This is a genomic window from Aeromonas cavernicola (genome assembly GCF_002795305.1).
Lineage (GTDB): Bacteria > Pseudomonadota > Gammaproteobacteria > Enterobacterales > Aeromonadaceae > Aeromonas > Aeromonas cavernicola.
In genome coordinates this window covers 1-14,337 of the sequence record NZ_PGGC01000086.1, presented here as the reverse complement: position 1 = coordinate 14,337, position 14,337 = coordinate 1, and the positions used below count along the sequence as shown (strand labels likewise).

The window sequence follows — 14,337 nt, the reverse complement described above, 5'->3', positions numbered from 1 at the left end:
GTGGGGCGCAGCATCACGATAAGATCGACATGGGGGGCATCGAAGCCGGTGGTGAGTACCGCTACGTTGACCAGAAACTTGATGGTCCGCGCCTTGAAGGCGCTGATAAGGGCATCGCGCTCCGGCCCCGGTGTTTCGCCGGTAATAAGGGCTGCCTGCTGGCCTCTGGCACCAAGCAGGCCGTGGATTTCACGGGCGTGTTCGACGGTGGCGGCGAAGATCATGACCCCCTGCCGGTCGGCAGCATACTCCAGTACTTGACTGATGATATGGGGGGTAACCCGCTCTTGGCGTTTGAGCTCGCTATTGAGATCTGCCCCGCTGAACAGGCCGTTCTCCCGCGCCACCAGCTTGCTGAAGTCGTAGTGAACGATGGGGGCATCCACCATGCGCGGCGGCGTCAGGTAGCCGTGTTTGACCATAAAACGCAAGGGCAGCTCGAACACACAGTCACCAAACAGCCGCTCACCGTGGCTTTTGACCATACCGTGGTAGTGACGCCGATAGATCCACCCTAGTCCGAGCCGATAGGGGGTGGCGGTGAGGCCGAGGATCTTGAGCGCCGGATTGGCGGCCTTGAGGTGGTCTAACACCTGATGGTACTGGCTGTCGTCATCGAGCGAGACCCGATGACACTCGTCGATGATCAGCAGCGAAAACGCCCCGTCGAAGGCAGCCAGATTACGGGCCACCGATTGCACCGAGCCGAACACCACCTGAGCGCTTGCCTCCTTGCGATCCAGCCCGGCGGCGAAGATGTCGGCCTTGAGCCCCCATGCCTCGTACTTGCCGTGGTTCTGCTCCACCAGCTCCTTGACGTGGGCCAGCACCAACACCCGACCGCGCGCTTTGCGGGCCAGCTCGGCGATCACCAGACTCTTGCCCGCCCCAGTGGGCAGCACCACCACCGCGGGATCTGGGTGCTGGCGAAAATGGTTGATCACGGCGTTAACGGCGTCGGTTTGATAGGGTCTGAGAACGAACATGCTGGCTTGGTATGATAAAACGAAGCGCCATTATAGGGAGCTGGCGGATAAAAAGCAGCGCAAGACGCTGGAAACAACAGGGCCAGCCTTCTGGCTGGCCCTGCTTGCTCAGACGCTACGCTTAGCTGGTGAGATCGTCGAAGAAGCGTTTTACCCCTTCGAAGAAACCTTCTGATTTAGGCTTGTGGGTCTTGGCGGCAGCGCCGCTAAATGACTCATCTAACTGACGCAACAGCTCTTTTTGTGCTTCGGTGAGGTTAACCGGGGTTTCGATCACCACCTTGCACATCAGATCGCCGACTTGACCGGAACGCACCGATTTGACGCCTTTGGCCCGCATCCGGAACATCTTGCCGGTCTGGGTTTCAGGGGTCACTTTGAGCTTGACCCGGCCATCGAGGGTCGGCACTTCAATCTCGCCGCCCAAGGCAGCGGCGGTGAAGCTGATGGGGACTTCGCAGTAGAGGTTATTGCCATCACGCACGAAGATATCGTGCGCTTTGATGTGCATCTCGACGTAGAGATCCCCTGCAGGTGCCCCCGCTTCGCCCGCTTCCCCTTCGCCGGAGAGGCGGATCCGATCGCCAGTATCGACTCCAGCGGGAATTTTCACTGACAGGGTCTTAGTGCGTTGGTAACGGCCATCACCGTGACACTTACGGCACGGATCTTTGATGATCTTGCCGCGACCGTGACAGTGCGGGCACGCTTGCTGCACAGCGAAAAAGCCCTGACGCATCTGCACTTGGCCGGAGCCATGGCAAGTTGGGCAGGTTTGGGCTGTGCTGCCGGTGTGGGCGCCGGAGCCGTTACAGACTTCACAGTGCACCAAGGTCGGCACTTTGATCTCTTTGGAGGCGCCACGGACCGCCTCTTCCAAGGTCAGCTCCATGGTGTAACGCAGATCCGAGCCACGGGCCGGACCACGGCGACCGCCGCCGCGGCCACCGAAAATATCGCCAAATACATCACCGAAGATGTCGCCAAAATCGGCGCCACCACCAAAGCCACCTTGGCCACCGCCTTGGCTTGGGTCAACCCCAGCATGGCCGTACTGATCGTAGCGGGCACGCAGATTGGCATCGGTCAGGACCTCGTAGGCCTCCTTGACCTCTTTAAACTTCTCTTCGGATGCGGCATCACCCTGATTACGATCCGGGTGATATTTCATGGCCAGACGTTTGTACGCCTTCTTGATCTCGCGCTCGTCGGCTCCTTTCGATAACCCGAGCACTTCATAGAAATCGCGCTTCGACATACTAATCCTGTTGCATTATCAGCAGTTATGCAGACGGGCGTTGGTCACCCAACGCCCGTAAATTCATTGACGAATCTGCTCACACTCTTACTACGAAGCCGTGATCAAGGCTCATGTGCAGCTCGCTTGTTTGTAACCAAGAGTGCTCATGTATTCACATACACTCCGGTTCTTGCGCTGCTCTTTACCTTGCTGACGGCCTCTCGCGACAGACCGTGAACAGATTCTGAGCAGATGGGCGAAGCCTGCTTCGCCCATCTGGGTCGGGCTTACTTCTTGTCGTCTTTCACTTCTTCAAACTCGGCGTCGACCACGTCATCGTCAGCCTTGGTTGAAGAGGAGGACTGACCGGCATCAGCACCTGCAGCGCCTTGGGCCTGAGCTTGCTGCTGGGCAATTTCCATCAGCTTCTGGGAAGCTTCCATCAGCGCTTGTTGTTTCGCATCAATGGCCGCTTTGTCATCCCCTTTGATCACTGCTTCCAGCTCGCTCAGCGCGGTCTCGATCTTGCTCTTGTCGTCGGCAGGCAGCGCTTCACCGGCTTCGGTCACTTGTTTACGTACCGAGTGGACCAGACCGTCAGCTTGGTTACGGGCTTGTACCAACTCTTCGAACTTCTTGTCCTCGGCCGCGTTGGCTTCGGCTTCACGCACCATGCGTTCGATCTCCTCATCAGAGAGACCAGAAGAGGCTTGAATCGTGATCTTTTGCTCTTTGTTGGTCTCTTTGTCTTTGGCGGAGACGTGCAGGATACCGTTCGCGTCGATGTCGAAGGTCACTTCGATCTGTGGCAGGCCGCGCGGTGCCGGACGGATGCCTTCTAGGTTGAACTGGCCCAGTGATTTGTTGTCGCTGGCGCGCTTGCGCTCACCCTGCAGCACGTGAATGGTCACGGCAGACTGGTTGTCTTCGGCAGTGGAGAACACTTGGGACTTTTTGGTCGGGATAGTGGTGTTCTTCTCGATCAGCGCCGTCATCACGCTACCCATGGTTTCGATACCCAGGGAGAGCGGGGTGACGTCCAGCAGCAGTACGTCGGTCTTCTCACCAGACAGCACGGCGCCCTGAATGGCAGCACCCATGGCCACGGCTTCGTCTGGGTTAACGTCTTTGCGCGGCTCTTTGCCAAAGAACTCGGCCACGGTCTTCTGTACCAGTGGCATACGGGTCTGACCACCCACCAGGATCACGTCGTCGATCTCGCCGACTGCCAGACCTGAGTCTTTCAGAGCGGTACGAACTGGCTCCAGAGAGTCCTTCACCATGTCTTCCACCAAGGACTCCAGCTTAGCGCGGGTCACCTTGATGTTCATGTGCTTAGGGCCAGTGGCATCGGCAGTGATGTACGGCAGGTTGACGTCGGTCTGCTGGGCAGAAGAGAGCTCGATCTTGGCTTTCTCGGCGGCATCTTTCAGACGCTGCAGAGCCAGCTGGTCGTTACGCAGATCGATGCCCTGCTCACGCTTGAACTCGTCGACCAGATAGTTGATGACGCGGTTATCGAAGTCCTCACCACCCAGATGGGTGTTACCGTTGGTCGCCAGTACTTCGAAGGTGGTCTCGCCTTCGACTTCGTCGATCTCGATGATGGAGATATCGAACGTACCGCCACCCAGGTCATAGACGGCAACCTTGCGCTCGCCCTTGACCTTGTTGACGCCGTAAGCAAATGCTGCGGCAGTCGGTTCGTTGATGATCCGTTTTACATCCAGACCCGCGATGCGACCGGCATCTTTGGTCGCCTGACGCTGGGCATCGTTGAAGTAGGCCGGCACTGTGATAACGGCTTCGGTCACCGGCTCGCCCAGGTAATCCTCGGCGGTCTTCTTCATCTTCTTCAGCACTTCGGCAGAGATCTGCGGCGGTGCCATTTTCTTGCCCTTCACTTCAACCCAGGCGTCGCCGTTGTCCGCTTTGGCGATGGCATACGGCATGATCTTCAGGTCACGCTGTACTTCTTCATCTTCAAACCGACGACCGATCAGACGCTTGATGGCGAACAGGGTGTTTTTCGGGTTGGTGATGGCCTGACGCTTAGCCGGCTGACCCACCAAGATCTCGCCATCATCGGCATAGGCAATGATGGACGGAGTAGTACGATCGCCTTCTGCGTTCTCGATCACGCGAGCGGTGTCGCCATCCAGAATAGCGACGCAGGAGTTGGTAGTACCCAGGTCAATACCGATGATTTTACCCATTTGACGAATCTCCAAATACTTTGAAATAAACTGGCGAGCAACTCGCCTTAATGCGTTAACGGCTAGGTGGGGCCTGCCAGATTGGCTTTCAAGCTCCCGGCATCAATTTTTTGTGCCGCCGCGGCCTTACCCCCTATATGGGGTCGTAGGATAGCGCTTCAAGCCCTTACCCTAAAAAACCCCCGCGTTGTCATGGCGCAGCGCTGAGCGCAGCCATGTCACCTCAGAGGGGGATGCGGATAAACAAAAAGCCCGCCATGGGGCGGGCTCCGTCACCCTGTGGCCACTTAATCGACGGCTTTAGCAACCATGACCATGGCTGGACGGATAACCCGACCATTTAGCTCATAGCCTTTTTGCATCACGGCAATGACGGTGTTCGGTGCCACGTCGGCACTGGGGATCATGCTCATCGCTTGGTGGGCATTCGGGTCAAATGGCTGGTTGGTGGGGTCGAGCGCCAGCAAACCGAATTTGGCGACACTGCTCTGCATCGATTTCAGGGTCAATTCGACCCCTTCGATCATCGGCTTGAGGGCCTCACTCTCTTTATCAGCCAGCTCGATAGCACGCTCCAGATTGTCTAGCACCGGCAGCAGTTCGCCGGCGAACTTCTCCAGCGCAAACTTGTGGGCTTTCTCCACATCTTGTGCCGCTCGGCGGCGCAGATTTTCCATCTCGGCAACGGCGCGAATGGCCCGTTCACGCTCTTCGACTGCGCCCTGTTGGGCTGCGGCTAACTGCGCTTCCAGTTCGATAATACGGGCCTGCTCGGCTGTCACTTCACTGTTGACATCGGTCGGCTCGATTGGCTGGGGGTCAACTTGCTCCATCGTTTCAACCTTTTGCTCTTCGTGGTTCATGACATCTCCAATTTCAGGGTTACTAATGTGGGGCAGTGAGCGTGCGCTGAGCCACACAAGCTCACTAGCCCGCTCTGTTGGCGCTATTATGGGGACGGTGTCTTGGCTTTCAAGGGCTGTGGCAGGAATGACTTGTGCCAAACCGTGATTTATGTGCGGTATCGCTCACTCTGGTGATGACGGTGCCGCCTGCTCATGGCGGGGCGACACAATCCGGCTAAAGCGCGGTATACTCCCCCGCACTACTTCACCCAGCTCCGACAGACTATGGACTCTCCCTTCAAAACCATCGCCCTGATTGGCAAACCCCATCATGAAGGGGCGAATCAAACCCTCACCGGGTTGTACCACTACCTGATTAGCCGTGGCTTTCGGGTGCTGGTCGAGAGCCGAGTCGCCGAAACGTTGGGAATAACCGACGACAACGTGATGGACCTCGTGCAGCTGGGTCAGCAGGCGGATCTCGCTATTGTGGTGGGGGGGGATGGCAATATGTTGGGGGCGGCACGGGTGCTGTCGCGCTTTGCTGTGGCGGTGATCGGGGTTAACCGAGGCAACTTGGGTTTTTTGACTGATCTCTCGCCGCAAGATTATTTGTTGCCACTGGAGCAGGTGCTCAGTGGCCACTACAAGAGTGAACATCGCTTTTTGCTGGAGGCGGCGGTCTATCGCCAAGGTGAGCGTAAAGCAAGCAATCTGGCGGTGAACGAGGCGGTGCTGCATCCGGGCAAGATCGCCCACATGATCGAGTTTGAGGTCTATATCGATGGCAGCTTTATGTATAGCCAGCGCTCGGACGGTATCATAGTGGCCACTCCCACCGGCTCTACTGCCTATTCTCTCTCGGCCGGTGGAGCCATCCTCACCCCCAAACTCAATGCCATTACCTTGGTGCCTATGTTTCCCCATACCCTCAGCAGTCGTCCCATCGTGCTTGATGCCGACAGTGAAGTGCGGCTGCTGGTCTCGCCAGACAATCAGGACGATGCCATGCAGGTGAGTTGTGACGGTCAGGTGACCCTGGCGGTGCAGCCGGGGGACGAAATCCTCATCAAGAAGAGTCAGCATCAGCTTCATCTGGTTCACCCGCTCGATTACAGCTACTTCCATGTGCTGCGTAACAAACTTGGTTGGGGCAGCAAACTCTTTTAACGACGGGCTCTGCCGGCCGTAGACAGGGCGTCATGGTGCCCTGCTCTTGCGCCAATTTTTTCCCACTGCACTGCCAGTGCGCCACGTCTGCGGACGTGCGTGCGCGATCCTGTTCAGCTAAAAAGAGAGGTCGCCACTTTACTGTATATAAAGCCAGTATATACTGGTGTTATATACAGTAATGTTGGCCTACACAGGATAAGACCATGCTGACCCAACTGACCGTCAACAACTTCGCTATCGTCAAATTTCTTGAGCTTGATCTGCAATCTGGGATGACCTGCATCACCGGTGAGACCGGCGCGGGTAAATCCATCGCGATCGATGCGTTAGGTCTTTGTCTGGGGGAGCGAGCCGATGCCAGCATGGTGCGCCCAGCAAGTGACAAAAGTGAGGTCAGTGCCCGTTTTCAGCTCGATGCCAACCCCATGGCGCGGGCTTGGTTGGCCACTAATGAGCTGGAGGATGCGGGGGAGTGTATCGTCAGACGGGTCATCTCTGCCGAGGGCCGCTCACGCAGTTATATCAATGGCGTGCCAGTACCGCTTAGCCAGCTAAAAGGCCTGGGCCAGCTACTAGTCAATATTCACGGTCAACACGCCCACCAAATGCTGCTCAAACCTGACTACCAGTTAACGCTGCTCGATGGTTACGCCGGCCACCATTTGCTGCTGAGTGAGGTGCGCCAGCACTATCAACAGTGGCGCCAGTTGCACAACGAGCTTAATCGGCTCAAAGCCGAGCAGCAGCAGCGGGAGGCCCGTCGCCAGCTGATTGAATATCAGGTGCAGGAGCTGGATGAATTTGCCCTGCAACTGGGGGAGTTTGAACAGATAGAAGAGGAACACCAGCGTCTGGCCAATGGTACTGAGTTGGTGCAGGAGTGTGGTTTTTGCCTTGATTTACTCTATGACAACGAAGAGACCACCATCGCTGGTTTACTGCAAACCGCGGTGGATCGCGCCGAGGGGCTGGTGGGCATGGATGGTCGATTGGGCAATGTGCTCGGCATGCTTAACGAGGCTTTGATCAGCGTCCAAGAGAGCCATAGTGAGCTACGCAGCTATCTCGATCAGCTGGAGCTTGAGCCTGAGCGCTTTAACGAACTAGAAGAGCGGCTCTCCAAAGCCATCACGCTGGCCCGCAAACACCACGTTAAACCGGCGGAGTTGGCGGTGCATCACCAAACCCTCGCGATAGATCTGGCACGGCTGAACGCTGATGAAGAGCGGCTAGAAGGCATAGAAGAAGAGCTGGCGGCGGCGCGGCAAGCCTTTATTCAGGCCGCTGAAGTCCTGAGCCAAAGTCGCCAGCGTTATGCTGATGAACTCGCGACTCACGTGACGGCCAGTATCCACGAGCTGGCGATGCCGGATGGCCGCTTCGCCATTGAGGTGAGGCCCGATGCCCAGAGTAGCCTCTCGCCCCTGGGTATCGATCGGGTGGAGTTCATGGTTACCACCAACCCTGGCCAGCCTATTCAGCCGCTCGGCAAAGTGGCCTCCGGCGGTGAGTTGTCGCGGATCAGTTTGGCCATCGTGGTGATCTGTGCCCGTAAAGTCGCCACCCCTACCTTGATTTTCGATGAAGTGGATGTGGGGATCAGCGGTCCGACCGCTGCGGTGGTGGGGCGTTTGCTGCGCCAGCTTGGTGAGTCGACTCAAGTGCTGGTGGTCACTCATCTGCCCCAAGTCGCCGGCAATGGTCACCAGCACATGGTGGTGAGTAAACACACCGACGGTAAAACCACTGAGACATGTATGAAGCCTCTTGGTGAAGAAGCCAGGCTCAATGAACTGGCCCGTTTGTTGGGCGGGGATCAGATTACTGATAACACCCTCGCCAATGCCCGTGAATTGCTGCGGCGCTGACAGACCGATCTCTGCGATATGATGCGATGCGACCAGCCCCGCGATCACCGTTGCCAACAACATCAGGGGGCAACAGCATGAGCAACCGCAGAGGTGCCCCTGTGTGTCGGCAAGGCTAGTGCGTCGCAAATAGCGGTGAGATACTGCCCCATCTTGGTATTGGTGAGACCCATTTATGATTCATGTATTCGGCCATAAACATCCCGACAGTGACAGCATCTGTAGCGCCCTGGTGATTGCCGATTGGCTTAATGGCCAAGGCAGCGAGGCGACCCCATGGCGGCTGGGTGAATTGCGTACTGAGACTCAGTTTATCTTGGCACAGGCGGGTGCCGATGAGCCTGCTCTGCTGACCCATGCGTTGGAGGGGGAGCAGGTATGGTTAGTGGATTTCAGCGATCTCGAACAGGGCCCTGCCGATCTCTCCCATGCTAAGGTCATCGGCTTGGTGGATCATCACCGCCTCGGCAGCTTGGTCACCGATGAGCCGCTCGATGCTTGGATAAGGGCCGTTGGTTCGAGCTGCACCATTGCCTATGAGCTGCTGAGCCAACAAGGGCCCGTCACCCGCCGCCAAGCACGACTGATGTTAGGTGCCATCATGAGCGACACCCTTTGCCTTACGTCACCAACCACTACGGCGCAGGACATCCTCACCTGTGAGCGATTGGCACCGTTGGCTGAAGTGTCGCTGGCCGAGTTTGGTCAGCAAGTGCTGATGGCGAAAACCGATCTGGGTGGCCTGACCCCAGCCATGCTGCTGCGCCAAGATGAAAAGGCATTTCAGGCTGAGGGGCTGAATTTCATCATCAGCCAGATAGAAGTGGGCAGTGAACAGCAAGTGGCTGAGCTGCTCCCTGCCTTGTTAGCTGACATGGCACGGCGCTGCGAAGAGGAGAGGCTAGATTTTTTCGCGCTGATGGTAACGGACCTTAGCGCTGTAGCGAGCCGCCTCTATTTTACCCCCCATGAAAAGCTACCGGTCGAGCCATGTAGCTTGCCCGGGGTGGTTAGCCGCAAAAAGCAGGGCTTGCCTTGGGTCATATCACGATTGGCCAAGGTGTGAGCTCGGGGGGCCCTCTATCTCAGGGCCTGTTGACATGCTCTCTCTTGTTAGAGCCTATTCCAGTAGGCGTCATTAGCGCGGTCAGTGTGGTGACGCATCGTGCGGGTGTTGAGCACGACGCCGGACCAACGTAGCAAATGAAATAGCCCTCATGGGATAGGCCCTCAGCCTTTCTATCTTGTGGTGCTAGCTGCCTCGTATTGTTCAAGCCCTGCGCCGAGCTAGTGCTGGGCTGGGGCAGCGCGTGTGCTGTCTGCCCTGCCTCCCAACAATTGATAAATAACACCATAACTTTTCTTACACATTTGCGGTTGTACTGGGCTGCGGCCTTGCGCCACGATAACGCGGGTGTTGTGTGTCCCGTTTTGATTCCATTCAGGTGATTGATGAAAATAGCCTCTAAAAAAAGTGCCCTGATCCTGTCGGCAATGGCGGGGGCTGCGTTGATCGGTTGGCTGCTGTGGCCCAGTGCGCCCCCACAAGCGTTGCTGACCGCAGCGGTGACCCGAGAAGATATTACGCAGACGGTGCTGGCCAGTGGCGCCCTACAAGCCATTGAACAGGTGGATGTGGGGGCTCAAGTCTCGGGCCAGGTGACTCGGCTGGCGGTCGAGGTCGGAGACATTGTCAAAAAAGGGGAGCTATTGGCTGAGATTGATCCCCTGCTTGCGCAAAGCAATCTGAAAACAGCTGAGGCGGAGTTAGCCAGTAACCGTGCCCAGCACAAAATCAAGCAGGCTCAGCTTAAACAAAATAGGCTCGCGTGGCAGCGCCAATTGCAGATGTTCAAACAGGATGCCAGCTCCCGCGCTGAGCTAGAACGAGCAGAAGCTGAGTTAGCTGTCACTCGCGCTGAGTTGCAAAATAGTCAGGCCAATATCGACAGCGCAGTGATCCGAGTCGAGCGGGCGCAGACCGAGCTGGGTTATACCAAGATCGTGGCCCCGATGGACGGCACTGTGATCGCCATCGTGACCCGACAAGGGCAAACGCTGGCGGCAAGTCAGACGGTGCCCACGCTGCTCAAGCTAGCAGATCTCGATACCATGACGGTCAAGGCGCAGATCTCTGAGGCCGATGTGGGCAAGGTCAAGGCTGGGATGCCGGTCTACTTCACCCTACTTGGTGACCCAGATACCCGTTATCAGGGCACGCTGCGAGCCGTGGAGCTGGCCCCTACCAACATCAATGATCAGAGTGCGGAGAGTAGCAGCACCAGCAATGCGGCGGTTTACTACTACGGCTTGTTTGAGGTGGCCAATCCTAACCACGCGTTGCGGGTGGCCATGACGGCGCAGGTGACGGTCGTGCTTGGTGAACGCAAGCAGGTACTCACGGTGCCACAAACTGCGCTGGGCAAGCAGCTTGGGGATAATGAGTACGAGGTCACCTTGGTTACCGATGGCGATCAGACCGAGGTCCGTCCCATCAAGACGGGGATGAAGGATGCGATCCGAATTGAAGTGGTGAGTGGGCTGGCAGAGCACGACCAGATCCAGCTCAACCACGACGCATCGATCGTCATTGATGATGAGGAGACGCTGTTGTGAGTGAGCCCTTGACCTCAGCTCCGTTGATCCAGTTAAAAGGGGTGACACGGTGTTATCAGAGCGGCGATCAGGCGGTCACCGTCCTTCATCCGCTGGATCTCACCATCGAAGCGGGAGAGATGATCGCCATTGTCGGCGCCTCTGGTTCTGGCAAATCCACCTTGATGAATGTGCTGGGGTGTCTGGATCATCCCAGCGGCGGCCAGTACCTGTTCCGTGGCCAAGATACGGCGACGTTAGATGCCCTAGCGCTTGCCCGGCTGCGTTGCCACCACTTTGGCTTTATCTTTCAGCGTTACCACTTGTTACCCCATCTTGATGCTGCCGCCAACGTAGAGATCCCTGCCGTCTATGCCGGTACCTATCGCTCTGATCGTCAGGCGCGAGCGAGTCAGTTACTAGGAAGGCTAGGGCTGGCAGATCGCAGCCACCATACCCCGAGCCAGCTCTCTGGCGGGCAGCAACAGCGAGTCAGTATTGCTCGGGCGTTAGCCAACGGCGGCGAAGTGATCCTCGCCGATGAGCCGACGGGGGCGCTCGATAGCCAGAGTGGTAAAGAGGTGATGGCCATTCTAAAAGAGCTGCACGCTCAGGGACACACCATCATTTTGGTCACCCATGACATGAACGTGGCCAGCCATGCCCAGCGGATCATCACTCTCAAAGATGGTCGGGTAGAGCAAGATAGCGGCCAGTCGGTGGCTCTCCCCCGTCTTGCGCAGGTGCCGGTTCGGGCCCAAGGTGTGACCGGTCACGACTGGGATCGCTATCGGGAGGCCGCACGAATGGCACTGCATGCCATGTTGGCTCACCGGATGCGGACTTTCCTCACCATGCTAGGGATCATCATCGGGATTGCCGCTGTGGTCAGCGTGGTGGCGCTCGGTCAGGGGGCGCGTAACAAAGTGATCGCGCAGATTAATGCGATGGGTACCAACACCATTGAAATTTTCCCGGGCAAAGGGTGGGGCGATGAAAACATGGCCAAGATCCAAACCCTCAATAAGGGGGATTTGGATGCACTGCTCGGTCAGCCGTACCTCGTCGGCGCGAGCCCCGAAATTGCTAGTGGGAGCCAGCTGCGTTATCGCAACAAAACCAGTAATGGCAGTGTGACGGGGGTTAGCAGTGATTACTTCCAAGTCAAAGGGATGACCTTGGTCAGTGGCCGCCTGCTGGCATCGCACGATATTCAGCAACAGGCGGCTGTCGCGGTGGTTGACCAAAAACGCATCGCCAGTCTGCTTGGTCAGGATGATCCGATCGGTAAAGTGGTGCTGGTGGGAACGCTACCAGTGCGCATTGTCGGGGTGGTTGCGCAGGAGACGGGGTTTGGTCCTGCTGGCCAATCCGTCAATGTCTGGTTGCCCTATAGCGCGGTGATGAGCCGCCTCATCTCGCAGCATCACTTTAGTCAGATCACCATCCGAGTGAAGGATGGGGTACCGTCCGCGTTGGCGGAACAAGCGGTGACGGCACTGTTAACTAAACGCCACGGAGTGAAGGATTTTTTTACCTTCAGCAGCGATAGCATCATCAAGTCGGTGGAGAAAACCACTGCAACCATGACGTTAATGGTCTCGGCCATTGCGGTGATTTCGCTGATCGTCGGTGGGGTCGGGGTGATGAACATCATGCTGGTCTCGGTGGTGGAGCGTACCCGCGAGATCGGTATTCGTATGGCCGTGGGCGCTCGTCAGTCGGATATTTTGCAGCAATTCTTGATAGAGGCGGTGATGGTCAGTCTGCTCGGGGGGCTGTTAGGGGTCGCGCTCTCTTTGGGGATCGGTCTGCTGTTTTCCTTGCTGATCGACAGTTTCAAGATGCAGTTTTCACTCTTTTCGATCCTGATGGCGTTTGGCTGCTCATCACTGATTGGGATCCTGTTTGGCTATTTGCCCGCGCGCAATGCCGCAAGACTTGACCCTGTGGTCGCACTGGCGAGGGAATAACATGCACAAATTATCTTGGTGGGTACTCTGTGTCGCGCTTGGCGGCTGCAGCCAGCCCACACTTTATCAGCGCCAAATATTGACGCTAGCACCCGCATGGCAGCTGGGCAGTGAGCAGCTCGCCGCGGCAGCAGGCCCGTGGTGGCAGGCGTTTGACGACCCCCAGCTCAATCAGTTGGTTGAGGCTGTACTGGCCGCCAATCCCGATATGCGGATTGCCGCCCTTAAGCTCAGGAGTGCCCGCCTAGCGACAGAGCAGGCCGATACTAATCTGACCCCTTCGGTAAATGGCAGCCTCGGCGCCAGTGGCAACAAGGACCTGACAACCGGTAAATCAAGCAGCAGTATGGGGCCCTCTCTGGGTCTCAGTTACGAGCTGGATTTATGGGGCAAGTTGGATGCAGTGCGAGATCAGGCCAGCTGGGAGGCTGCTGCCAGCGAGCAGGATCTCGCCAGCACCCGCTTGCTGCTGATTGGCAATACCCTAGAGCAGTACTGGCAATTGGGCTATCTCGCCTCGGCTATGACGTTGAGCGAGCAGCAGTTGGCCAACTTAGCTCGTACCACCCAGCTGACGGAGGTCAAATTTCGGGCTGGTGCCGTCACCTCGATCGATGTGGCACAAACCCGCCAGCAGCAGGCAGCCAAGCAGGCCGAACTCGCCTCCCTCAAGGCCCAACAGGAATTGGCTCGCAACGCGCTGCGTCTGCTGCTTGGCCGCAGTCATGGCGAGCTTGAATATGGCCCTGTGGCCTTGCCGAGTCAGCCGATTCCCGAGTTGGCGATCGGCATGCCAGCCGATCTGCTGGCCCGCCGTCCAGATGTGAAAGCCGCAGAACTCAGGCTGCGTAAAACCTTGGCGAGAGGCGATGAGATTCGCACTGGGTTTTATCCAAGTCTGACCTTAACGGGCAGCGCCAGCACCGTCTCGGATCGGCTGGCGCAGGTATTGCAAAACCCAGTGGGATCGCTGGGGGCAACCTTGGCGCTTCCCTTCCTCGAATACAACCGCACTCGCCTTGCGATTGCGAGCTCGACTGTGGACTACCAGATTGCCGAAACCGAGTTTCGTAAGCAGCTCTATAGTGCGCTGGTTGAGGTAGAAGATAGTTTGGCGGCTCGTCACTACGGCCAGCAACGGTTGGGCTACCTGCAGACACAATTTGAATATGCTCAGCAGTCAGAACGATTGGCGGGCGCCCGTTTTCAGGCGGGGGAGACCGGCGTGCAAGTTTGGTTGGATGAACAGAATCGGCTATGGGATGCCGAGCTGGCGCTGCTTGCGCAGCAAAAAGAGCAGCTTAGTACCATGGCCAAGATCTATCGCGCGGTGGGGGGGAGCGATAGCTAAAGATGCCCCCCGCCTGACCACGGCGAACTGTGCTGATTAGCGCGCAATGCGCGTCCGCGCTGGAGAGCAAAAAGCCGACCCTAGGGTCGG

The 14,337-nt window shown here is 57.4% G+C and carries 10 protein-coding genes; 6 read left to right on the top strand and 4 right to left on the bottom strand.

Going from position 1 to position 14,337, the window contains the following annotated elements; genetic code table 11:
• From CUC53_RS10020 to grpE, 4 genes are all read right to left on the bottom strand, one after another.
• The coding region (locus tag CUC53_RS10020; protein WP_157798246.1) for a DEAD/DEAH box helicase at positions 1-986 on the bottom strand (986 nt) is incomplete at its 3' end.
• A gap of 121 nt (positions 987-1,107) precedes the next feature.
• Positions 1,108-2,244 carry a molecular chaperone DnaJ gene (gene dnaJ, locus CUC53_RS10015; protein WP_100294030.1) on the bottom strand — a complete coding sequence of 379 codons (1,137 nt, stop codon included), beginning with the start codon at positions 2,242-2,244 and terminating at the stop codon, positions 1,108-1,110.
• A gap of 269 nt (positions 2,245-2,513) precedes the next feature.
• A complete protein-coding gene (gene dnaK / locus CUC53_RS10010) occupies positions 2,514-4,442 on the bottom strand; it encodes a molecular chaperone DnaK (protein WP_100294029.1) in 1,929 nt (642 codons plus the stop codon).
• Between the two features lie 287 nt (positions 4,443-4,729).
• On the bottom strand, positions 4,730-5,305 hold the full coding sequence (gene grpE, locus CUC53_RS10005; RefSeq protein WP_100294028.1) for a nucleotide exchange factor GrpE: 576 nt from the start codon (positions 5,303-5,305) through the stop codon (positions 4,730-4,732).
• A 267-nt stretch (positions 5,306-5,572) separates the two neighbouring features.
• Here grpE and nadK point away from each other — a divergent pair, with 267 nt between their 5' ends.
• From nadK to CUC53_RS09975, 6 genes are all read left to right on the top strand, one after another.
• Positions 5,573-6,457 carry an NAD(+) kinase gene (gene nadK, locus CUC53_RS10000; protein ID WP_100294031.1) on the top strand — a complete coding sequence of 295 codons (885 nt, stop codon included), beginning with the start codon at positions 5,573-5,575 and terminating at the stop codon, positions 6,455-6,457.
• Between the two features lie 206 nt (positions 6,458-6,663).
• Positions 6,664-8,328: a DNA repair protein RecN gene (gene recN, locus CUC53_RS09995; protein ID WP_100294027.1), complete on the top strand. Its 1,665-nt coding sequence runs from the start codon at positions 6,664-6,666 to the stop codon at positions 8,326-8,328.
• Positions 8,329-8,503: 175 nt separating this feature from the next.
• Complete coding sequence (locus CUC53_RS09990; protein WP_100294026.1) at positions 8,504-9,394, top strand: DHH family phosphoesterase; 891 nt, start codon at positions 8,504-8,506, stop codon at positions 9,392-9,394.
• A 386-nt stretch (positions 9,395-9,780) separates the two neighbouring features.
• Complete coding sequence (locus tag CUC53_RS09985; protein WP_100294025.1) at positions 9,781-10,944, top strand: efflux RND transporter periplasmic adaptor subunit; 1,164 nt, start codon at positions 9,781-9,783, stop codon at positions 10,942-10,944.
• Positions 10,941-12,896: a MacB family efflux pump subunit gene (locus CUC53_RS09980; protein ID WP_100294024.1), complete on the top strand. Its 1,956-nt coding sequence runs from the start codon at positions 10,941-10,943 to the stop codon at positions 12,894-12,896. The genes CUC53_RS09985 and CUC53_RS09980 overlap by 4 nt, the downstream gene beginning before the upstream one ends.
• Before the next feature lies 1 nt (position 12,897).
• Positions 12,898-14,247 (top strand): efflux transporter outer membrane subunit, encoded by a 1,350-nt coding sequence (locus CUC53_RS09975; protein WP_100294023.1) that lies wholly within the window; start codon positions 12,898-12,900, stop codon positions 14,245-14,247.
• Positions 14,248-14,337 lie beyond the last annotated feature (90 nt).

Excerpts from the sequence above, each read along its gene's own strand:
- CUC53_RS09990 (WP_100294026.1), top strand. The coding sequence starts at position 8,504 with ATGATTCATGTATTCGGCCATAAACATCCCGACAGTGACAGCATCTGT.
- dnaK (WP_100294029.1), bottom strand. The coding sequence starts at position 4,442 with ATGGGTAAAATCATCGGTATTGACCTGGGTACTACCAACTCCTGCGTC.
- dnaJ (WP_100294030.1), bottom strand. The coding sequence starts at position 2,244 with ATGTCGAAGCGCGATTTCTATGAAGTGCTCGGGTTATCGAAAGGAGCC.
- CUC53_RS09985 (WP_100294025.1), top strand. The coding sequence starts at position 9,781 with ATGAAAATAGCCTCTAAAAAAAGTGCCCTGATCCTGTCGGCAATGGCG.
- nadK (WP_100294031.1), top strand. The coding sequence starts at position 5,573 with ATGGACTCTCCCTTCAAAACCATCGCCCTGATTGGCAAACCCCATCAT.
- grpE (WP_100294028.1), bottom strand. The coding sequence starts at position 5,305 with ATGAACCACGAAGAGCAAAAGGTTGAAACGATGGAGCAAGTTGACCCC.
- CUC53_RS09975 (WP_100294023.1), top strand. The coding sequence starts at position 12,898 with ATGCACAAATTATCTTGGTGGGTACTCTGTGTCGCGCTTGGCGGCTGC.
- recN (WP_100294027.1), top strand. The coding sequence starts at position 6,664 with ATGCTGACCCAACTGACCGTCAACAACTTCGCTATCGTCAAATTTCTT.